General features: G+C 72.3%; 20 protein-coding genes. 11 read left to right on the plus strand and 9 right to left on the minus strand.

Going from position 1 to position 19869, the window contains the following annotated elements; all coding sequences use genetic code 11:
* Positions 1 to 12 precede the first annotated feature (12 nt).
* Both IM697_RS12070 and IM697_RS12075 read left to right on the plus strand, forming a co-directional pair.
* A complete protein-coding gene (locus IM697_RS12070; RefSeq protein ID WP_194047417.1) occupies positions 13 to 1488 on the plus strand; it encodes an NCS1 family nucleobase:cation symporter-1 in 1476 nt (491 codons plus the stop codon).
* Between the two features lie 5 nt (positions 1489 to 1493).
* Positions 1494 to 2252, plus strand: a complete 759-nt coding sequence (locus IM697_RS12075; RefSeq protein WP_194047419.1) for an aspartate/glutamate racemase family protein — start codon at positions 1494 to 1496, stop codon at positions 2250 to 2252.
* On the opposite strand, the gene IM697_RS12080 is transcribed toward IM697_RS12075, so the two are convergent.
* Positions 2244 to 2720, minus strand: a complete 477-nt coding sequence (locus tag IM697_RS12080) for a GNAT family N-acetyltransferase (protein WP_194047421.1) — start codon at positions 2718 to 2720, stop codon at positions 2244 to 2246. The two genes, IM697_RS12075 and IM697_RS12080, sit on opposite strands and share 9 nt — an antisense overlap.
* Positions 2717 to 3142, minus strand: a complete 426-nt coding sequence (locus tag IM697_RS12085; protein WP_194049683.1) for a RidA family protein — start codon at positions 3140 to 3142, stop codon at positions 2717 to 2719. Before IM697_RS12085 ends, IM697_RS12080 begins: the two co-directional genes overlap by 4 nt.
* 359 nt (positions 3143 to 3501) lie before the next feature.
* Between IM697_RS12085 and IM697_RS12090 the strand changes: the two genes are divergently transcribed.
* Positions 3502 to 4287 carry a nucleotidyltransferase domain-containing protein gene (locus IM697_RS12090; RefSeq protein WP_194047423.1) on the plus strand — a complete coding sequence of 262 codons (786 nt, stop codon included), beginning with the start codon at positions 3502 to 3504 and terminating at the stop codon, positions 4285 to 4287.
* 216 nt (positions 4288 to 4503) lie between these two features.
* Positions 4504 to 6555, plus strand: coding sequence for an FUSC family protein (locus IM697_RS12095; protein WP_194047425.1), 2052 nt, complete (start codon positions 4504 to 4506; stop codon positions 6553 to 6555).
* A 25-nt stretch (positions 6556 to 6580) separates the two neighbouring features.
* On the opposite strand, the gene IM697_RS12100 is transcribed toward IM697_RS12095, so the two are convergent.
* Positions 6581 to 7540, minus strand: coding sequence for an endonuclease/exonuclease/phosphatase family protein (locus IM697_RS12100; RefSeq protein WP_194047427.1), 960 nt, complete (start codon positions 7538 to 7540; stop codon positions 6581 to 6583).
* Positions 7541 to 7726: 186 nt separating this feature from the next.
* On the opposite strand from IM697_RS12100, the gene IM697_RS12105 reads away from it, so the two are divergent.
* The 4 genes from IM697_RS12105 to IM697_RS12120 all read left to right on the plus strand — a co-directional run bounded on the left by IM697_RS12105 (position 7727) and on the right by IM697_RS12120 (position 10625).
* Positions 7727 to 9088 carry an amidohydrolase gene (locus IM697_RS12105; RefSeq protein ID WP_194047429.1) on the plus strand — a complete coding sequence of 454 codons (1362 nt, stop codon included), beginning with the start codon at positions 7727 to 7729 and terminating at the stop codon, positions 9086 to 9088.
* Between the two features lie 231 nt (positions 9089 to 9319).
* On the plus strand, positions 9320 to 9490 hold the full coding sequence (locus tag IM697_RS12110; RefSeq protein WP_194047430.1) for a hypothetical protein: 171 nt from the start codon (positions 9320 to 9322) through the stop codon (positions 9488 to 9490).
* A gap of 97 nt (positions 9491 to 9587) precedes the next feature.
* Positions 9588 to 10286, plus strand: a complete 699-nt coding sequence (locus IM697_RS12115) for a DUF899 domain-containing protein (protein ID WP_194047432.1) — start codon at positions 9588 to 9590, stop codon at positions 10284 to 10286.
* Positions 10287 to 10439: 153 nt separating this feature from the next.
* On the plus strand, positions 10440 to 10625 hold the full coding sequence (locus IM697_RS12120) for a hypothetical protein (RefSeq protein ID WP_194047434.1): 186 nt from the start codon (positions 10440 to 10442) through the stop codon (positions 10623 to 10625).
* Positions 10626 to 10646: 21 nt separating this feature from the next.
* Here the strand turns inward: IM697_RS12120 and IM697_RS12125 are convergent, their stop codons facing one another.
* Together IM697_RS12125 and IM697_RS12130 are read right to left on the minus strand one after the other, a co-directional pair.
* Positions 10647 to 11081 carry a hypothetical protein gene (locus tag IM697_RS12125; RefSeq protein WP_194047436.1) on the minus strand — a complete coding sequence of 145 codons (435 nt, stop codon included), beginning with the start codon at positions 11079 to 11081 and terminating at the stop codon, positions 10647 to 10649.
* Positions 11072 to 11710, minus strand: a complete 639-nt coding sequence (locus IM697_RS12130) for an ATP-binding protein (protein ID WP_194047438.1) — start codon at positions 11708 to 11710, stop codon at positions 11072 to 11074. Before IM697_RS12130 ends, IM697_RS12125 begins: the two co-directional genes overlap by 10 nt.
* Before the next feature lie 288 nt (positions 11711 to 11998).
* Here IM697_RS12130 and IM697_RS12135 point away from each other — a divergent pair, with 288 nt between their 5' ends.
* From IM697_RS12135 to IM697_RS12145, 3 genes are read left to right on the plus strand one after another with little or no spacing between them, the layout of a single operon-like run.
* The gene (locus IM697_RS12135; RefSeq protein WP_194047440.1) at positions 11999 to 12859 is read left to right on the plus strand and encodes a helix-turn-helix domain-containing protein; all 861 of its coding nucleotides are present in this window, start codon (positions 11999 to 12001) and stop codon (positions 12857 to 12859) included.
* Complete coding sequence (locus IM697_RS12140; RefSeq protein ID WP_194047442.1) at positions 12860 to 13114, plus strand: DUF397 domain-containing protein; 255 nt, start codon at positions 12860 to 12862, stop codon at positions 13112 to 13114.
* Between the two features lie 54 nt (positions 13115 to 13168).
* Positions 13169 to 13957 carry an SAM-dependent methyltransferase gene (locus IM697_RS12145; RefSeq protein ID WP_194047444.1) on the plus strand — a complete coding sequence of 263 codons (789 nt, stop codon included), beginning with the start codon at positions 13169 to 13171 and terminating at the stop codon, positions 13955 to 13957.
* A gap of 35 nt (positions 13958 to 13992) precedes the next feature.
* On the opposite strand, the gene IM697_RS12150 is transcribed toward IM697_RS12145, so the two are convergent.
* The 4 genes from IM697_RS12150 to pdxR form a co-directional block, all read right to left on the minus strand.
* Positions 13993 to 14676 (minus strand): fused DSP-PTPase phosphatase/NAD kinase-like protein, encoded by a 684-nt coding sequence (locus IM697_RS12150; RefSeq protein ID WP_228044633.1) that lies wholly within the window; start codon positions 14674 to 14676, stop codon positions 13993 to 13995.
* A gap of 198 nt (positions 14677 to 14874) precedes the next feature.
* The gene (locus IM697_RS12155; RefSeq protein ID WP_194047448.1) at positions 14875 to 15795 is read right to left on the minus strand and encodes a hypothetical protein; all 921 of its coding nucleotides are present in this window, start codon (positions 15793 to 15795) and stop codon (positions 14875 to 14877) included.
* Complete coding sequence (locus IM697_RS45410; protein ID WP_194047450.1) at positions 15792 to 18143, minus strand: PEP/pyruvate-binding domain-containing protein; 2352 nt, start codon at positions 18141 to 18143, stop codon at positions 15792 to 15794. Before IM697_RS45410 ends, IM697_RS12155 begins: the two co-directional genes overlap by 4 nt.
* Positions 18144 to 18372: 229 nt before the next feature.
* Entirely contained in the window at positions 18373 to 19866 is a 1494-nt protein-coding gene (gene pdxR, locus IM697_RS12165; protein ID WP_194047452.1) for a MocR-like pyridoxine biosynthesis transcription factor PdxR, read from the minus strand.
* Between the last annotated feature and the right edge of the window lie 3 nt (positions 19867 to 19869).

Consider the following 19869-nt stretch of genomic DNA (forward strand, 5'->3'; position numbering starts at 1 on the left):
CTGGAGGCCCCCGTGTCCCTCGCCGACCGTGCCGAAGCCACCGGCACACCAGCGTTCGTCCCCGATCCCCGGCTCACCAACGAAGACCTCGCTCCCGCGAAGAAGCGCAACTGGAAGGTCTTCGACCTCTTCGCCATGTGGATGTCCGACGTCCACAACCTCGGCAACTACACGTTCGCGGCCGGTCTGCTGGTCCTCGGCATGAACGTGTGGCAGGTCTTCACCTCCCTGCTCGTCGGCTTCGTGATCATCTACATCGGCATGAACTGGATGGGGAAGATCGGCCAGCGCCACGGCGTCCCGTTCCCGGTCGTCAGCCGCATCAGCTTCGGCGTCTGGGGCGCCAACATCCCGGCGCTGATCAGGGCCGTCATCGCCATCATGTGGTACGGCATCCAGACCTACCTGGCGTCCGTCGCCGTGAACGTGATGCTGCTGGCCGCCTGGCCGGGCCTGGAGTCCTGGACGCACAACTCCTTCCTGGGCCTGCACCAGCTCGGCTGGTGCACCTTCATCGCCCTGTGGCTGATCCAGGCGGCGATCATCAGCCAGGGCATGGAGTCGGTGCGCAAGTTCCAGGACTTCTGCGGTCCGGCGATCTGGGTGGTGATGATCGCCCTCGCGGTCTGGATCCTCGCCAAGGCCGGCTGGACGATCTCGCTCACGTCGACCCCGAACCCGGTCTCCGTCGGCGAGCAGTGGCGGCAGTGGTTCGGCGCGATCGGTCTGATCCTCGCCACGTACGGCACGCTGATGCTCAACTTCTGTGACTTCTCGCGCTTCGCCCCCGACTACAAGACGGTCAAGCGCGGCAACTTCTGGGGCCTGCCCATCAACTCGACGGCGTTCGTGGTCGTCTCGGTGATCGTCACGGCGGGCTCGATCGAGGTGTTCGGCAAGGCCATCACCGAGCCTGCCTACCTCGTCGCCGAGATCGGCAACACCTGGGTCCTCGTCCTCGGCGCCCTGACCTTCGCCATCGCCACCATGGGCGTCAACATCGTCGCCAACTTCGTCTCACCGGCGTACGACCTGGCCAACGTCTGGCCGCAGAAGATCACCTTCAAGGTCGGCGGCATGATCAGCACGGTGGCGGCGCTGGTGGTGACACCGTGGAACCTCTTCTCTAGCCCGACGGTCGTCAACTATTTCCTGGGCGGCCTCGGCGCCTTCCTGGGTCCGCTGTTCGGCGTGATCATGGTCGACTACTACCTGATCAAGCACGGCCGCGTGGACACGAACGAGCTCTTCTCCGCCGAGCCCGGCTCGCGCTACTACTACCGCAAGGGCGTCAACCCCAAGGCGCTGTGGGCGTTCCTGCCGGCGGCGGCTGTCTCGGCGGTGCTGGCGCTGGTGGACACGTTCAGCGCGGTGGCGCCGTACTCCTGGTTCATCGGTACGGCGATGGCGGCGGTGCTGTACCTGGTGCTGTGCCGCGACGAGCGGGCCGCCGGGTCCGCGGCCGCGACCGCGGTGCGGGAGGTCTGAAGGACGTGCGGATCGTCGTCACCAACTGCAACACCACGCAGGAGATGACCGAGGAGATCGTACGAGGTGCCCGGGCCGCCGCAGGCCCGGGCACCACCGTGCTCGGACTGACCCCCGCCTGGGGACCGGAGTCGGCGGAGGGCTGGCTGGACAGCTACCTCTCGGCGGCGGCGGTGATGGACGCGCTGCGGACGTACGACGGTCCCGCGTACGACGCGGTCGTCATGGCAGGCTTCGGCGAGCACGGCCGGGAGGGCGTACGGGAGCTGGTGGACGTACCCGTCGTCGACATCACGGAGGCCGCCGCACACCTGGCCTGTCTGCTGGGGCGGCGCTACGGGGTGGTGACCACCCTGGAGCGGTCGTGCGGGCAGATCGAGGACAGCCTGGAGCTGGCCGGGGTCGGGCGGAACTGTGTCGCCGTGATCGGTACCGGGCTCGGGGTGCTGGAGCTGGAGGACGGCGAGCGTACGGAAGCCGCCTTTCTGACGGCTGCCGAACGGGCGCGAGACGCCGGTGCCGAGGTCCTGGTGCTGGGGTGCGCCGGGATGACCGGGCTGCAGCGGGTCGTGGCGGAGAAGCTGGGGGTTCCGGTGGTCGACGGGGTGGGGGCGGCCGTCAAACTCGCCGAGTCCCTGGTGGAGTTGGGGTTGCGGACGAGTCGGGCCGGGGGGTACGCGAGGCCGTTGCCGAAGCGGCGGGCGTGGGGGCGGGACCCCGGGCAGGGCGGGCACGGGGCGGCCTCCCGGGGACACTCAGGCTGATCGGCCTGCCCCGGATCGCCCCGGACGCCAGACGTACCGCACGTCCGGCTCCCGCTCCTCGTTCCCACCGCCGTCCGTGTACTCGACGGCGACGAAGCCGTGGCGCTCGTAGAAGCGATGGGCGGGCCTGTTGACCTGAAAGGTCCACAGGCTCAGCCCGTCCGGGCGGCGCTGCTTGGCCAGCGCGACGAACCGATCACCGATGCCGCGCCCACGCCAGTCGGGATCGAGATAGAGCTGCGAGAGCAGACCACCGTCGAGGACCATGACCCCGACGACCCGATCGGCGGCCTCGGCCACCCAGGTCTCCCGTAACAGCACCACCACCTCCCGGAAGTACGTCCGCACCTCGTCGTCGGAGCGCCGCCGCACGACGGTCGGCAGCGCGGCGGCGAACGACCGCAGCCATACGTCGGCGGCGGCGCCGGCGTCGGTGGGCCGGGCGCGCCGGAGGGCGACGGCGGTCATGGCCGCGTCCCCGTTGTGGGGTGGTCGGGAACGACGGCGGTGGCCGTGATCTCCACCAACTGCCCCGTGTACCCGAGACACGCCACCCCCAGCAGCGTCGACGAATGCGGCCCGACGCTCAGCCCGGACGCCTCGACGACCTCCCAGACGGCGGACAGCACGGCGGTGTCACCGCTCACGACATACACATCGGTCGACACGACATGGCCCAAGTCACTGCCGACTGCCCGAAGTTGCTCCCGAAGATTGCCGATCACCTGCTCGGCCTGCCGTACGGGATCCCCTTCACCGACGAGATTCCCGTCGGCATCGAGCGGCACGGAACCGGCGAGGAAGGCGAGCCTGGTACCGGCCTCGACGACGGAGGCGTGGGAGTAGGTGGGGGGAGGGAAGAGGGCGGGGGTGGTGACGCGTCGGATCATGGGGCCTCCTGACGAGTGGGGGTGGGAGTCGGGGTTGGGGGGTGAACGGGTGGATGAGGGCCGGGGGAGGGCGGCGGCCACGGGTGCTCGTACGGCGTTCAACCTGCCGATCATCCGCGCCCGCACGGGCACGCGCATCCGAATTTCCGCCCGCTCGCTCACGCAGCCGGCGCTCGCGCGTCGGACGCGTCCGTACAACAACTCGTCCTCGTCCAGGGCCTCGTCGTAGCGAGTCACCCGATGGCGCAGGTAGTCGACCTCGTCCCGCCGGTTGCGATGCTCGACCGCCAGTGCGGCCAGCCGCTCCGGGGCCACCTAATTACGTGGTCGCAGACCTGGCTGCTCCGTAGCCTGCTCCCATGCCCGCCCCCGACGACGCCGCCTTCCTCGACGCCACCGCCGACCGCCTGGCCGCGCTCCCCACCGTCCGGGCCGTTGCCCTGGGCGGCTCACGGGCCCAGGGCACGCACCGGCCCGACAGCGACTGGGACCTCGCCGTCTACTACCGCGGCGCCTTCGACCCGGCGGACCTCCGCGCCCTCGGCTGGGAGGGCGAGGTGTCCGAGGTCGGGGGCTGGGGTGGGGGCGTCTTCAACGGGGGCGCGTGGCTGACGATCGAGGGGCGGCGGGTCGATGTTCACTACCGCGACCTCGACGTGGTGGAGCGGGAGTCGGCGGAGGCGGAGGAGGGGCGGTTCCGGGTGGAGCCGCTGCTGTTCCATCTCGCGGGGATTCCGAGCTATCTGGTGGTCGCGGAGCTGGCGATCAACCGCACCCTGCGGGGCGAACTCCCGCGTCCGGCGGGGTATCCGGAGAGGCTCCGCCGGACCGCGAGCGAACGCTGGCTCGGCACCGCCCGCGCCACCCTCGCGTACGCGAAGGCGAACCACGCTCCGGCCGACCGCCTCACCGAACTCGCGGGCGCACTCGCCACGGCCGCCATGCAGGCCGGGCATGCGGTGCTGGCGGCGCGGGGGGAGTGGGTGACCAATGAGAAGCGGTTGTTGGAGCGGGCGGGGTTGCGGGGCGTCGACGGTGCCATCGAGGCTCTGGGGACCCGTCGCGGGGAGCTGGACCAGGTCGTGGTCGAGGTGGAAGAGCTGGTCGAGCAGATGATGGAGACGGCGGCGTCGACTCGCGCGTGAGGCCGCGACGTCGGCAGGCTGACCGATCGCGTTCCTTCGGCAGGGCTGACCGATTGCGTTCATAAAGAACGTGCCGTTTCCAAGCATCGTCACATCCCCGAAACGTCAACGTCCCATCTTCACCAACCCTCCGCCCTACCGTGGACACCACAGCCCACCGCCCGGCCACCGTCGCCCGAAGGCACCCACCCCCGCCCTCGTCCCGACAGGAGCCCTGTGTCCCGCCCCGTACGTTCGGTTCTCGCGCTTCCGCCCTGGCTCGCCCATGCGCTCCGTGCCCAGAGGGGGCCGGTTCCCTGGAGTGCGGTGGTACGAGGGGTGCTGGCCGCTGGGCCGTTGCTGCTTGCCGCGGTTCTGTTCGGGCGTGCCTCGCTCGGTGTCGTCGCCGCCATCGCCGCCATGCTCGCCGGCATCAACGACCGTCCCGGTAGCCGTCGGGCGTCCGTCAGGCGGCTCGGGGTTCCCGCGCTGGCGGGGGCCGTCGGGCTGGTCGTCGGGACGTATGCCGGGGACCGGCTCGGGGCCGTGCCGCTCACCGTGCTGCTCACCGGGCTCGGGCTGTTCGCCGGTGGTGTCAGCGCTGTGGGGCCTGTGGCCTCCGGGGCGGGTACGCAGTTGCTCGTCGCCGCCGCCATCGGGGCCGGGATGCCGTTGCCCGACAGTGGGTGGGAGCGGGCCGTCGCCTATCTCGGCGGTGCCGTCTGGCTGCTCGCGCTGCGGCTGGTGCTTCCCACGCCCGGGTCGCTCGTCGGGGACTTCCGGTTCGACGGGGAGCGGGACGCCGTCGCCGATGTGTACGACGCCGTGGCCGCACTCCTCGACGCCGTCGGCACCCCGCAGGCCGGCGCCCGCCGCCTCGCGCTCACCGCCGCCCTCGACCATGCCCAGGACGCCCTCACCGGGCCCCGGCTGCGGCGATACGCCTCCTCGTCCGCCGAGCGGCGGCTGCACGCGCAGTACGCCGCCGCCCTGCCGCTCGGCGAGGCCGCCACCGCGCTCGCCTGGGCCGGAGACACCGTGCCCGCCCGGGCTTCCGAAGGGCCCCGGCGTCTCGCCGCCGCCGTGCGCGGCAACACCCACACCGGCCCGCTGCCCGCGCCCTCCCGGTCCGCGCCCGCCCTGCGCGCCCTCGACGACGCCCTGCTGCACGCCGCCGAGGCCTTCGACCGGGGCAGGGGCGACAGCGACCTGCATACCCGGCGCCGCACCGCCAAGGACCTTCTTCGAGCCGTATTCGGGTCCGGTGGGCGCGAGTACGGGCTGCGCGTGGCCCTCTCCTTCGGGGCCAGCGCCGGCATCGCCCAGGCCCTGCACCACGCCCAGTGGTACGGGCAGCACGAGCACTGGTACTGGCTTCCGGCCACCGCCGTCTTCCTCGTCAAGCCCGACCTCGGGCCGCTCGTGTCCCGGGTGCTGTGCCGGGCCGCCGGCACCGTGCTGGGAGCCCTGCTCTTCGCCGGGTTCGCGGCCGTGCTGCCCCGGCCGGAAGGGCTCATCGCGCTCGTCGCTCTCAGCGGCGCCCTGATTCCCGTCGCCACTCGGCACTTCGCCGCCCAGACCGCCGTCGTGACCGTCCTCGTGCTCGCCCTCGTCATGGTGGGCGGCGAGCCGCAGGCATCCCTGAGCCGGATCGGCGAGACCCTGCTGGCCTGCGCGATCGTGCTCGTCGTCGGGCATCTGCCGATGCCGGGGCAGCGGGGCGGGGGTGTGCGGGCGCGGCTCGGTGCGGCGGGGCGTGCCGCGTATGCGTACCTCGGTCACGTCCTGCGTGAGGCCGATGGGGCTGCGGTTCGTGGGGGTGAGGGGCCTGCCGTTCGTGAGGCCGATGGGCATGCGGTTCGTGGGGCCGGTGTCCGCGGCGATACTCACGACCCCCGCGCCGACGTTCGCCACCCCCGCGACCCCGCGCACGGCCCCGACGCCCGCGCCCATCGCTGGACCCTCCGCCGTGAGGCCTACCGTGCGCTCGCCGAGGCCCGTACCGCCATCGCCCTCGCCGCCGCCGAACTCCCCGCGCTCGCCCGGCATACGGAGGGCGCGGACGAGGTCGTGGCCACCCTCGAACGGCTGGTCGACACGACGACCGCATGTGCCGTCCACCTCGACGACTCGGGCCGGCTCACACCCTGGCACCTCGCCCAGCTCGACGACCTGCTGGAGCAACTCGCCGAGGAACGTGACCGGGCCGGGCTACGGATCCCCGAGGTCCCCAACCTTCCCAACCTCCCCAACCTCCCCAGGGCCTCCGAGGTGCCCCTCACCGGGTGAGCCGCGGCCGGGTGATGCCGCGGCCTCAGCCCTCGACCCGCACCCAGACCGGCGCATGGTCCGACCCCGCCTCGCCCCGCCGTTCCCGCGGATCCGCCCCGACCGACGGCAGTTTCGGCGCACCGGCCCCCGGCGCCCCCGTCCCCGCCGCCGTCGCCCGGTGGATCAGGCGGTGGCTGCACAGTATGTGGTCGATCAGCTCAAGCCGGCCGGAGTTGATCCGGGAGAACCGCTGCTCGGCGGGGATCAGCGGCGCCACGTTCCACAGGCGGCCCGCGTCGCCCTTGTCCTGGGCCTTGAAGCCGGGGGTGCCGATCTCCGAGCCGGGCGGGCCCAGCAGGATCTGGGTGGTCGCCGCCCGCACCTCGTCGTTCAGGTCGCCCAGGACCGCCACGTCACGCTCGCGTCCGTCGCCGGCCAGCAGTACGTCCGCCAGTGCGCGCAGCGTCGTCGCCTCCGCCGCTCGTCGGTAGAGGGCGTACGCGCCGTAGCGGGCCCGTTCGCCCTCGTCGCGCGGCTGGAAGCGGTCGCCGGGGTACGACAGCAGCTTCGACTTGAGGTGGGCGACCGCCACCCGGAGCGGACCGGGCCCCGACTCCGGCTCCGTCTCGACCGCGAGGAGGCCCCGGCCCGACTCCGACACCGTGCCGCCCTCGTCGTCCTTCTGCACCGGGAGCAGCTTCTCCGGGAAGGCGGACACGTCGTGCAGGACCCGGAGCGCGGTGCGGCTGAGGAAGCCGACCCGGATGCCCCGGCCGTCCGGGTGCTCGGAGAGCGCCGTGTGCCAGTCGCCGCCCAGCAGTCCGACCAGGTCCCGCAGGGCCTCCGGGTCCCCGACCTCCTGCACGCCGAGCAGCGCCGGGTCGAGGTCGGTGACGACCGCTGCCAGTGCCGCGAGCTTCGTCTCGTACGCCGCCTTGTCCTTGGGGCCGAACTCGCCGCCGGGCCGGTAGAGGTTCTCCAGGTTCCAGGTGCCGAGGAGCATGCCGGACTCCTTCCAGAAGCCCTGGGCCCAGGGCCTGTTCTGAGTTCCCGTCGAGCCGGCGGTGGCGTGGCTGCGAGCGGGCCTTGGTGAGGCCAGGGTGCCCGTGGGCCGGGTCGTGCGACAGACCCGTGACCGGATGCGCGGTTCACCTCACGCGACCCGACGACCGCGTCGTACGTTGGCGTGATGACGCCGCCTCCCGCAGCAGCCGCCGACCTCGTCATCACCGGATGCACCGTCCTCGTGCACGACGATCAAGAGCGGATCGGGTTCCAGGAGAACGCCGCGATCGTCGTACGGGGCGGGGTCATCGAGTCCGTCACGAGCGCCGATGCCGTACGCGGCCGAGCCGCCGTCGAGCGCGTCGACGCGGCCGGTCAGGTCGCCCTCCCCGGCCTGGTCAACTGCCACACCCACGCCCCGATGGTCGCCCTGCGCGGGGCCGCCGAGGACCTGCCCACCGAGGAGTGGTTCAACGACGTCGTCTGGCCGATCGAGTCCAATCTGACCGAGAAGGACGTGGCGTTGGGGGCGCGGCTGGCCTGCGCCGAGATGATCCGCGGCGGGGTCACCTGCTTCGCGGACCACTACTTCTCGATGGACGCCGTCGCGGCCGTCGTCGACGAGTGCGGGATGCGGGCCCATCTGGGGGAGGCGTTCTTCTCCTCCCAGGGTCCCCGAGGGCGGGAGCGGTCACTGGAGTTCGCGCTACGGCATCGCGGCGGCGCCGGCGGCCGTATCACCACCGTCCTCGCCCCGCACGCCCCCTACACGGTCGACGACGCCGACCTCACCGCCACCGCCGAACTCGCCCACGCGCACGGCCTCCCCGTCCACCTGCACGCCTCCGAGAACCGCGACCAGGCCGAAGCGAGCCTCGCCCGCCACGGCGTCACCCCGATCGAGGTCCTCCGACGCACCGGGATCCTCGACACCGACGTCCTCATCGCCCATGGCACGGGCATCCTCGACCGCGACCTGCCCGTGCTCCGGGACGCCACGGGCCGCGTCGCCGTCGCCACCGCCCCCCGCGGCTACCTCAAGTTCGCCTGGCCCACGACCACACCCGTACGCGCCCTGCGCGACCTCGGCATCCCCGTCGGCCTCGCCACGGACGGCGCCGCCTCCAACAACTCCCTCGACGTCTGGGAGTCGATGGCCCTCACCGCCCTCGTCCAGAAGTCGACCACCGGCGACCCGCGCCGGCTGACCTCCCGCCAGGCCCTGCATCACGCCACCCTCCAGAGCGCCCGCGCGGTCGGCCTCGGCGACGGCCTCGGCAGCCTCGCACCCGGCCGCCGCGCCGACATCATCCTGGTCGACCTCACCGGCCCGCACACCCAGCCGGTCCACGACCTCGCCGCCACCCTCGTACACAGCGCACGCTCCTCCGACGTGCGCACGACGATCGTGGACGGCCGGGTCCTGATGCGGGACCGGGAGTTGCTGACGATCGATGTGCCCGCCGTCGTGCGGGAGATGGGGGAGCGGATGCCGGCGTTGCTGGACCGCAGCCATGGCAAGCGGATCCAGGATTACGACACCTGAGAACCGGCCTCGCAGACGTCATGACACCGACCTGTCTGACGGAGGGTCCGGCGAGGCACGGAGCCGGAACGACGAGAAGCCGACGGTGCTCATCGTGCTGGTGTTGGGCGCGGTGGCGACGCTCGAGTCCTGCACGGGCCTTCTCGCGACCGAGCGTGAGGAACGCGCCGACGCTCCGCCCTCCGACCTCGCCTTCCTCCTGTGGAGGAGTCCGGCCGCTGTGAAGGGCCCGTGCTGCTGGCCATCCACCACTGCCTGGGCGCCCCGCCGGCTAGCGCGGAGACGGAGATCGACCTGGCCGCGCCGCTGGAACGGTTTCCCGAACTCGCCCTCGTCGAACGAGGACCTACGGCGGGCCGTTCGCTGCGCGTGTGTGGCCTGCTCGTGCTGCAGGTGTCGTAGGACGGGAAAATCCTCCGAATTTCACCCGTCCGGCGATGAGTTCCGCCCCTCCCGCCGGTCACCACTCCGAACGGACCGTTGCACAGGAGGGGCGCCCATGTCGCTTCCGGAGATCGTCTCGCGCGAGCAGTGGCGCGCGGCGCGTGAGGAACTGCTGGTCAGGGAGAAGGCGGCCACGCGCGCGCGTGACGCGCTCAACGCCGAGCGGCGCCGACTGCCCATGGTCGAGGTCGAGGAGGAGTACGTCTTCGAGGGCGGCGACGGCAAGGCCGCCCTGCTCGACCTCTTCGAGGGGCGTCGGCAACTCGTCGTCTACCACTTCATGTTCGCCCCGGAATGGGACGCCGGGTGCCGCAGCTGCTCGGCGTTCCTGGACCAGATCGGGCACCTGGCGCATCTGAAGGCACGCGGGACGAGCCTGGTCGCCGTCTCCAGGGCGCCGTTCACGAAGATCCTTCCGTTCAAGGCGCGCATGGGGTGGACGGTGCCCTGGTACTCGTCGTACGGCACCGACTTCAACCGCGACTTCGAGGTGACCCTGGAGCACGAGGGCGAGCTGGTGGAGCGGCCCGGCGTCAGCTGCTTCCTGCGGGACCGGGACCGTGTCTTCCACACCTACTCGACCTATGAGCGCGGCCTCGACGGGCTCGGCTCGACCACCGGCTTCCTGGATCTCACCGCGCTGGGCCGGCAGGAGGAGTGGGAGGAACCCAAGGGGCGCGCGTCGGCTCTCGGGGCGCCTGCGGGCAGTGAGCGCATCCGTTATCACGACGAGTACGACGAGTACGAGCAGTGACACGGGGTGTAGTGATCGATCATGGAGGGTGAGCGGGTGCTCACACAGTGCGGTGAACGAGTGTCAACTACGTCTCAGTCCCGTCACTGAGCGAGGCCATTCACCTCCGGCTGGCGTTAACTCCTACAAGTACGACGCTTATCGGAGGTCAGGATGGTGAACGGGCGAACAGTGCTCGAACGCTTTCCCGCGGGCGGGCCGCGAGGATCGTGGCCGGCGGAGGAGTTCGCACACGCGCGGCGCATGGAGGGCCTGCCCGCCGAGGTCGTGATGGACCTCGCGACGGACGCGTTCCTGGTGATCGTCCGCGGTGACGCCACGGCGGACGCCGCCGCGTGAGCCTCGGCGGGGCCGCGAGCCCTACGCGCTCAGCTGGTCGGACCAGGTGGGCGTGGTCCCCGTGATCCTGCAGAGCGCCAGATACAGCGGAATCGGCGGCGTATAGGGCACCGTCCCGTCCGGGCGGTGGATCAGGCGTGGGGTGTCCAGGACGACCGCCCCGGTCGTGTAGCGCACCGACTCCGGCCACTGAAGCGCGTAGTCGGAGTCGGACGGGACGATCCACCACCAGTGCGCGTCATCGGCGTACACACACCCCACCCGCGGCAGCCGGGGCAGGAGCAGTGGACCGAAGCGGGCGGGAACCGCCACCGCGTCGCAGCCCAGGGGAGCTGTCATCCCCTCCGGAACGGGCAGGCGGCGCGGGGCGGCGGTCGTGGGCGTGCTGCGGCGAAGGCGGACCAGCGTGTCCAGGCTCAGCACCCGACCGCTGCCCGAAGCGCCGCTCACAGCCATGCGGATCCCGTCCCCCTGTGGTGCCGCGCCTCGGATGCGTCCTCGTCGCCCGAGCCACCGGGCGGGCCCGGCTTGGGACGGGAGCCCCAGCCGAGGTCGTTGTACGGCCCGCAGTCGAACCCGGGAACGTCCGGGAACGCCGCCGTACGCGGCAGATCCGCCCAGACCACCAGCCCGGAACCGTGCTCCTGGGCCCCCCACGCATGGCAGAGGGCGCCGATGAGCAGCAGTCCCCTCCCGTGCTCGTCCTCGGGGCGCGCGGCCGCCGGATGGGGCTCACCCGGCGCGCAGCCCTCGTCGCGCACGGCTATGCGCACCAGATCGGCCCCGTCGTGCAGCTCGCACACTATGTGCTCGCTGGCGGTGTGCACGATCGCGTTGGTGACCAGCTCGGACACGACCAGAGCCGCCGTGTCGCAGGTGTCCTCGCACACCGACCACCCGTTCAGCCGCGCCCGGGTCAGACGTCTGGCCTGCGCGGGCGAACCCGGATGTGCGGCCAGCTCGAAACGGAACCGGCGCCCGGCGGCCGCACCCTGCTGAGGGCCGACTCCCGTGGTGGCACCGAGGCTGTGGGGGACCGCGGCGGCGTCTGTTCCTAACGGCGGGGACGGAATCACGCTTGCCACTATCGCCCCGCCGTGAACACTTGGCAAGTGTCACTCTGAAAAATGCAGAGTGCTGTGTGACTCTCTGGAAGGCCGTGGCACACTGCTCGCAACAGCATGTCGAACGGCGCCAGTTGGGATCACCGAAGATCCATCAGATCCACCGCGATCTTCGAAACGGGTCCTTGAATGGCGCCGTCGGCCTGTCGGCGCTCAGTTGGTCTGCCGGGATTGGGTCCGTCTGACACTATTCAGTCGGTCTGCAGGGATGCGCAGGGATACATAGGGATTCACTCGTGGAGGTGGAGCGTGAGCGAGCCGCGGTCCGCGCCGACGGTCGGCCAGGTGGTCCTGGGTCGGCGCCTGCTCGACCTGCGTGAACGCGCCGGGCTCAAGCGTGAGGAGGCCGCGCGTGTCCTGCGTGTCGCCCCCGCCACGGTCCGCCGGATGGAGATGGCCGAGGTCGCCCTCAAGATCCCGTACCTCCAGCTGCTCCTGAAGGCCTACGGCATCTCCGACGAGGAGGCCGAGGCCTTTGTGCTGCTGGCCGAGGAGGCCAACAGGCCCGGCTGGTGGCAGCGGTTCCACGACATCCTGCCCGGCTGGTTCTCCATGTACGTCAGCCTGGAGGGCGCCGCCGGCCTCATCCGGTCGTACGAACCCCATTTCGTGCCCGGTCTGCTGCAGACCGAGGACTACGCGCGCGGAGTGCTGAGGTCCGGCGCCATCGGCCAGACCAGCCCCGACGACATAGAGCGCCATGTCGCCCTGCGCATGCAACGCCAGCAACTGCTCACCCGTGAGGATGCGCCCCGGCTGTGGGTCGTGATGGACGAGACCGTGCTGCGCCGCCAGGTGGGCGGCCCGGAGGTGATGCGTGCCCAGATCGACAGGCTGCTCGAGGCCACGAAGCTGCCCAACGTCACGCTGCAGGTCGCGCCCTTCGCCAAGGGACCGCACCCCGGCACGTACGGGCCCTTCGTGCTGTTCCGATTCGCCGTGCCGGAACTTCCCGACATGGTCTACAGCGAGTACCTGACCGGCGCCGTCTATCTCGACGCGCGTGCCGAGGTGGCGACCCACCTCGAGGTCATGGACCGCATGGCGGCGCACGCCGCTACGGCACATCGCACGAAGGAGATCCTCCGGGATCTCCGCAAGGAGCTGTGAATGGATCGCATCAGGCCGCGTATACGCGTCTACAACGGCATGCCCGCGCGGGACTTGGGCAGCGAGGGCTGGCACAAGCCGTGGAGCGGCGGCAACGGCGGCAACTGCCTGGAGGCGATGAAACTCGCCGACGGCCGGATCGCCGTCCGCCAGTCGACCGACCCGGACGGGCCGGCGCTGATCTACACCACCGACGAGATGACGGCGTTCATCGAGGGCGCCAAGGCGGGGGAGGCGGACTTCCTCCTTTCCTGACCCGCTTCGGCCGCGGTGCTTACTTGATAATTCTTGCGTCTTACGGAGTGCTCCATGACCGAGATCGACACCAGCAAGCCGCATCCCGCGCGGATGTACGACTGGTATCTCGGCGGGAAGGACAACTATCCCGTCGACGAGGCCATGGGGAAGCAGATGCTCGCCCTCGACCCGCGCGTCCCGGTGATGGCGCGGGTCAACCGCGCCTTCATGCACCGCAGCACCCGCTGGCTCGCCCAGCAGGGCGTACGCCAGTTCCTGGACATCGGCACCGGTATCCCCACCGAGCCGAACCTCCATCAGGTCGCCCAGCGCATCGCCCCCGACGCGCGCGTCGTCTACTGCGACAACGACCCCATCGTGCTGGCCCACGCGGCAGCCCTGCTGCGCGGCACGGAGGAGGGCGCCACCGAGTATCTGCAGGCCGATGTGCGCGACCCCGGCGCGATCGTCGAAGGGGCCAGGAAGGTCCTGGACTTCAGCCGTCCGGTGGCCCTCTCCCTCATCGCGCTGCTGCACTTCGTCTCCGACGAGGACGGCGCGCACGAACTGGTGCGCCGGCTGCTGTCCGAACTCCCCTCCGGCAGCTACCTGGTGCTCACGCACGCGACCGCCGACTTCACTCCCGAGGAGTCGAAGGCGGCGACCGAGAAGCTCAAGGCGGCCGGTGTCACGCTGACCCTGCGCGCCCGCGAGGGCTTCACCCGCTTCTTCGAGGGCCTCGAACTCGTCCCGCCCGGCGTCCAGGTGCCGCACCAGTGGCACCCCGACCTGGGAGAGCCCGTACCCGGGCAGGACGACGGGGTCATTCCCGGGTACGGGGCGGTGGGACGCAAGCCGTAGGGCTGGGCTGAAGCAAGGGCTCAGGGCCTCGTGGTCTACAGGTAGGACAGCATGCGTCGCGGCGCGTCCACCAGGCGGCTGACGATCACCACCGGCAGCGGGGGCTGCTCCGCCTTGGCCGGGCTGACGTTCAGCCCGTAGTAGATCTGCTCGATCGAGGGCGGTCCGACCGCGAGGTTGCGCCGGACCGCCTGCGACGGCGACTCCTCACCGGTCTTCACGAGGTACGCCGCGACCATCGCGCCGGTACGGCCCACACCCGCGCCGCAGTGCACGAACACCGGGCCGGACGCCGAGGAGACGACGTCGAGGAAGCGCTGCACCTGCTGCGGCGCCGGCGTCTGACCGTCACGGATCGGCAGCCGTACGACATTCAGCCCGGCCTCGCTCGGTTCGGCCAGCTCGGCCGCGCTCATGCGCTCGGCGCGCAGGTCGACGACGGTGCCGATGCCCATGCCCGCCAAGGCCCGGTAACCGGCCTCGGAGGGTGCGGAACCGCGCCACAGCCTGCCGTCGGAGTCCACGGGCTGGAAGTGGTTCACGCCCTGGACGGCGCGCGTTCCCGCGGGCGCGGCGGTCGCTTCGCGGGCCAGCAGCGACAGGCCCAGGATGGTGCCGGCGCCCGCTATCCACAGGGCGAGGTAACCGATCACGATGCCGAGGAGGATGCGCAGCGCGCGCTGGGAGAGGGGGCGCCTGCCGAGGGCAGGGCGGGGCAAGGTGGCAGAGAGAACAGCCATGGGCGACCCGGGGGACTAGGGGACGTGGGCGCAGTTGGAAGAGTACCCCGGGGATTGTGATCAATGAGTTCTACGTCCGTTTTTGTGCGGTAAGTCTCACTTGTCATGTCTGGGTGGCCGGTGTCATGTCTGGCTGGCGGGCGGTTCCGATCTCGTCGCCGTGGCAGGGGCGTCCGGTCACCGTGAGTCGTCGCCCGACTCCACGTCATCGACGGCGATCACCGTGAGGTGGGCGCGCTCCAGGGTCGCGTCCTCCAGGCAGCCGCGCAGCCGGAGGACGTCGTGGTCGGTGAGCGCGGGCCGTACGACCCCGGCGAACATGCCGTCCCCCAGGTTGCCGAGGGGAGCGTGCCGCAGCACCACGGCCGTGGAGTCCCGGCAGCCCTCCCAGATCTGCCGGGCGGCCAGCGCCTTGCGGTCGGCCGACATGTCCGTGCCCCGCAGGTCGACCCGGACGAGCACCGAGGTCGCCTGGTGCTCGTTGGCCTCCTCGGCCCGCGTCTGGGTGACGTTGGCCAGCCCCGTGACCAGTGCGGCGAGCAGCGCGACGGCGACGACCGAGACGGCGGTCAGGCGCGCGGTACGGCGGCGGGACCCGTTGCCCGGGGCCGGCAGGTCCTCCAGATCGCCGGGCGCGGCCGGATCGGGTGCGGAGAGGAGGGCCAGCCGCCCGGCCAGGCGCCGCTCGGCGGGCCGGGCCGTGGTCGCCGCGACCTTCTGCACCACCCAGGCGAGCCCGGACAGCACCACTCCGGCGACCATCAGGACCGGCACGAAGACATACGACCGCTCCGCCGGGTCCTCCAGCCACCGGAACCGCTTCTCCTCCTCGGCCGCGGCCGGCTCCCGCAGCCGCGTCAGCACGTCCTCCTGGCGGGCGTCCAGCTCCCGCTGCCGCCGGTCGGTGTCGCGCAGCCGCTCCTCGATCCGGTTCAGCCGCCCCAGCGTCACCAGGCCGAACAGCATCACCTCGACGACCAGCAGCAACACCCCGCAGATCATCGCGCGCTGCCACTGCCACCGGTACAGATAGACGATCAGGTAGGTGCCCGCGCCGGTCGCGGCCAGGGCGCCGAAGACGTACGCGATCCTTCTCATGACGCGTCCCCCAGTCGTATGTCACCGGCGGCCCCCTCCGCCGGTCGTACGTCACCGGCGGTCCCGTCGACCGCGAGCCGCGAGCCGGGCCGGAAGCGGCGCACGGCGTCCTCGGCCCCGATGACCGCGGGCAGCCCGAACTCCCGCGCCAGGACGGCCAGATGCGACAACGGGCTGCCGGTCTGCGCGACCAGAGCGGTCAGACCGGGCAGCAGCGGGGCGAGCGCGGGGTCGAGGGACCGCACCACCAGCACGGCATCCGCCGGCCGGGGCCCCGTCCCATCCCATGCGGTCCCGACGGCCCGCCCGGCGGACACGCCCCGCACCCCGCCGCTCCGGCGGGCGTCGCGCTCGGCGGCGACGACCTGACCGCCCGCGAGCCGGAACTCGTCCGGCAGCGGGGGCGACGCGGGCCGCGGCACGCGCTCATGGAAGTCGTCGGGCAGACGGGCGCCGCTCAGCACGTCGGCCAGCTCCGCCCAGCGCAGCAGTCCGACGCGCTCGGCGTCCAGCCCCAGCCGCCGGGCCACCTCACGGACCATCCGCACCTGGAGCTCCTGCACCCAGCGGACGCGGAGGCGGAGCGCTTCGCGGGGTGGGAGTGCGGTCGTCAGGGAGCGTTCGGTGGGGGTGGTGGCGTGGGCGGGTCCCGTGAAGGGGGTGGCGTAGATGGCGAGGGCCGCGCTGGTCAGGTCGTGCTGGATCGCCGGTGCGGACGTCGTGTGCCGTGGCCGTCCATGCGTCTCGGTCCCGGGTGCCTGCCCGGAGCCGCTCGTGACCGGCGCGGGCGCGACCGTGGTGTCCGGCAGCCGTCCCCGGTCGTGCAGGCTCGGGGCGGTGAGGGCCAGGACGACCGGGTCCGTGGCGACCACCCGGTCGTCGGGTACGCCCCGCGCGCGGGCGTCGGCCAGGGCGGCGAGGGCCGTGCCGGCCGCTGTGCGGCTCTTGGCCGGTTCGCGGAGGAGGGCGCCGGCGAGGGCTTCCTGGGCGTGCAGGGAGATCAGGACCCGGCGGGTCCAGCGGAGCTCCGCGGCCAGGGCGGTGCCGGAGAGCGCGGCGGGGGACGGGAACTCGGCCAGGCGGCGGTCGACGTCGGCGACGAGGTCGGTCGCCAGCCCGGGCAGGGCGGCGGCGAGGCGGCCCACCCGCCAGGCCGCGCCGAGCCGGCGCGCTCCGGGCGCCGGGTTGAGCAGCGCCAGCCAGCGGTGGCGCGGCGGAACCGTGCCGAGGAGGCGGAGATCGGCGGCCGCGCGCCCGCCGACCGTGGTGACCACCGGCACCGACCTCAGCAGCCGACGCGGCGCGGTACCCCCGATGTCGAGCGCGGCGGCGAGCCCACGGGCCATCGGCGCCACCCACAGGTCCTCCTCCAGCGGCGCGAGCTGCTCGGGCAGCGTCTCCGCCACCGGGCCGGGCCCGAGCAGCCGCGCCCCGCGTGCGGGCCGGGCCGCCATCGCGGTGATCGGCCTGCTCTGGAACAGCCACAGCCGCCCGTCCGCGTCGAACCCGAACTCGACGTCCTGCGGCCCGCCGAAGACCCGCCGGACCCGCCGCGCGAGCCGCGCCAGCCGGAACAGCTCGCCGCGCGTGAGCAATGAGCCGGGCCCTGCCGCCTCGGCTCGCGGACCGGCGGAGGATTCCGGCCACGCGTCGCCGGAGGGCTCGGTCCGCGTGTCGTGGGCCCGCTCGGCCCACTCGTCCTCGGCGGGCTCGGTCCGCAGCAGCCGTCCGTGCCCGCTCAGCCAGTAGCTGGTACCGGTCCGGGCACCGCCGACCAGGCTGTCCGGCCCCCCGCGCACCGCGCTGACCAGCAACCGGTCGGCCCGCCCCGCCACCGGGTCGGCGCCGAACATCACCCCGCCGACCCGCGCGACGAGCATGGGCTGCACCAGCACCGCCATCGGTGCCGTGGTCCCGTCGGACCGGTGCGCCGAGTCGAGCACGGTCTGCACGGCCGTGAGGAAGTCCCGCCAGCCGCGCACATCGAGCACCGAGTCGAACTGGCCCGCCAGGGACGACTCCTCGTTGTCCTCCTGCGGCGAGGAGGACCGTACGACGAGCGGGCGGGTGCCGCCGTCGGAGAGCTCGTCCCAGGCGCGCCGCAGGGCGACCGTGTCGCCGTTCCCTCCGTGCGGGATCACGAATCCGGGGAGCACGGGCAGTCCGGCGCGGGCCGCGCGGGCGAGGTTCGCGGCCTTGGACCCCATGAGGCGGGGGAGCGCGGCGCCGGGCTGGTCGAGCGGGACTATGGCCGGGCCGTGCTTCTCGGCCCGGCCGAGGGCGACGTCGCCCCGGTGCTCTTCCCCGTCGCGGGCACCTTCTCCATGACGTTCATCGAGCGTCGTCATCGCACACCCTCCAGGACCGACCGCCAACAGGGGGGACGCGCGGGGGTGGCCCTGCGCCTGACGGCGGAACGAAGGATGGGGGCGAGCCGCTACCGGCCCCGGCGGGGTGCGACTACGACACGCCTCCTGCTCCGATGATCCCACTCCTGTTCGGATGCATGTAGCCCAGAAGTCACATTTCGGACAGGTAGGAGAACAAATCAGAATGCGGCAGTATGCCGGAGTCGGCTCATTCGTGGGCAGGAGCCGCCTCATCCGGTGGCAGCGCCCCGCACAGGGCCTCCAACGCCGCCCCGTACGCATGCTCCGAGGGCGTGGCATAGCCGACGACGACGCCGTCGCGGACCGGCATGTCCGGCTCCGTGGCCTCCGGGTGCCGGAACTCGGCGAGGCCGTCCAGGGCGATGCCCTGCCAGGCGGCCGCCTTGAGCGTGGACCGCTCGGTGCCGGGCGGCAGCCGCAGCACCGCGTGGAGTCCGGCGGCGACGCCGGTGACCTCGACGTGGGGCGCGTGTCCGGCGAGCGCGGCCACGAGGCGGTCGCGGCGGCTCCGGTACCGCTGCCGCATGCGCCGTACATGACGGTCGTACGCCCCGGAGGCGATGAAGTCGGCGAGGCCGAGCTGGTCGAGGACGCTCGCCCACGCCTCGCGCTCGCCCTTGGCCGCGAGCACGTCGCCGACGTACCGCTCGGGCAGCACCATCCAGCCCAGCCGCACCGCCGGCGACAGGCTCTTGCTGACCGAGCCGATGAAGATCACGCGTTCGGGGTCGAGGCCCTGGACGGCGCCGACGGGCTTGCGGTCGTAGCGGAACTCCCCGTCGTAGTCGTCCTCCAGGACCACGCCGCCACGCGCGCGTGCCCAGTCGATGACGGCGGCGCGGCGCCGGGGGTGCAGCGGGCCGCCGGTCGGGAACTGGTGCGCGGGCGTGAGCAGTACGGCACGCTCGCGCACCAGCCGGTCGACGCGAGCGCCGTCGTCGTCGAGGGGGAGCGGTACGGTCCGTACGCCCTCGGCGGCGAGGAGTTCCCGGTGGAAGCCCAGCCCGTACGCCTCCACGGCCAGCGGGCCGCGCAGCACGCCGCCGCCCCGGTCCTGGGCCTTCTGGGAGGGCAGTGGCGTGTTCCGGGAGAACAGCAGCCGCAGGGCGTGTGCGAAGCCGGAGCAGATCACGATGCGGTCCGGCTCGGTGCGCACGCCACGCGCGCGTGCCAGGTACTCGGTGAGCGCCTCGCGCAGTTCGAGGCGTCCGGCGGGGTCACCGGGCCCGAAGACCTCGTTCGGCGCCTGCCGGAGCGCCCGCCGGTAGGAGGCCAGCCAGTCCGCACGCGGGAACGCCGACGCGTCCGGGGTGCCCTGCCGCAGGTCGTGCCGAGGCCCACGCGCGCGTGGCGGAGCCTTACGGGGTGCCCGCTCGGCGCGTCCCAGGGGCTGGGCGCGGTCGGCCACCCTCGTCCCCGAGCCCTGCCGGGCGGTGAGCCAGCCCTCGGCGACCAGCTCCGCGTAGGCGTCGGCCACCGTGTTGCGGGCGACGCCGAGGTCGGCGGCGAGCGAGCGGTACGGCGGCAGCCGGGTGCCGGGCGCGAGCCGCCCACCGCGCACGGCTTCGCGCAGGGCACGGATCAGCGCGGCTCGCCGGCCGCCGGGACCGGAGGACTCCGAGAGGTCCAGGTGCAGGTCGGCGCCGATCCGCTCCGCCGAATTGACCCACGATTCCACCATGGA

This window comes from Streptomyces ferrugineus (assembly GCF_015160855.1).
In the GTDB taxonomy this organism is placed as follows: domain Bacteria; phylum Actinomycetota; class Actinomycetes; order Streptomycetales; family Streptomycetaceae; genus Streptomyces; species Streptomyces ferrugineus.

Coding starts and splice junctions, on each gene's coding strand:
- IM697_RS12080 (WP_194047421.1), bottom strand. CDS start 2,720: ATGACCGCCGTCGCCCTCCGGCGCGCCCGGCCCACCGACGCCGGCGCC.
- IM697_RS12140 (WP_194047442.1), top strand. CDS start 12,860: ATGGATCGCATCAGGCCGCGTATACGCGTCTACAACGGCATGCCCGCG.
- IM697_RS12155 (WP_194047448.1), bottom strand. CDS start 15,795: ATGAGAAGGATCGCGTACGTCTTCGGCGCCCTGGCCGCGACCGGCGCG.
- IM697_RS12105 (WP_194047429.1), top strand. CDS start 7,727: ATGACGCCGCCTCCCGCAGCAGCCGCCGACCTCGTCATCACCGGATGC.
- IM697_RS12120 (WP_194047434.1), top strand. CDS start 10,440: ATGGTGAACGGGCGAACAGTGCTCGAACGCTTTCCCGCGGGCGGGCCG.
- pdxR (WP_194047452.1), bottom strand. CDS start 19,866: ATGGTGGAATCGTGGGTCAATTCGGCGGAGCGGATCGGCGCCGACCTG.
- IM697_RS12145 (WP_194047444.1), top strand. CDS start 13,169: ATGACCGAGATCGACACCAGCAAGCCGCATCCCGCGCGGATGTACGAC.
- IM697_RS12115 (WP_194047432.1), top strand. CDS start 9,588: ATGTCGCTTCCGGAGATCGTCTCGCGCGAGCAGTGGCGCGCGGCGCGT.
- IM697_RS45410 (WP_194047450.1), bottom strand. CDS start 18,143: ATGACGACGCTCGATGAACGTCATGGAGAAGGTGCCCGCGACGGGGAA.
- IM697_RS12090 (WP_194047423.1), top strand. CDS start 3,502: ATGCCCGCCCCCGACGACGCCGCCTTCCTCGACGCCACCGCCGACCGC.
- IM697_RS12125 (WP_194047436.1), bottom strand. CDS start 11,081: ATGGCTGTGAGCGGCGCTTCGGGCAGCGGTCGGGTGCTGAGCCTGGAC.
- IM697_RS12085 (WP_194049683.1), bottom strand. CDS start 3,142: ATGATCCGACGCGTCACCACCCCCGCCCTCTTCCCTCCCCCCACCTAC.
- IM697_RS12100 (WP_194047427.1), bottom strand. CDS start 7,540: ATGCTCCTCGGCACCTGGAACCTGGAGAACCTCTACCGGCCCGGCGGC.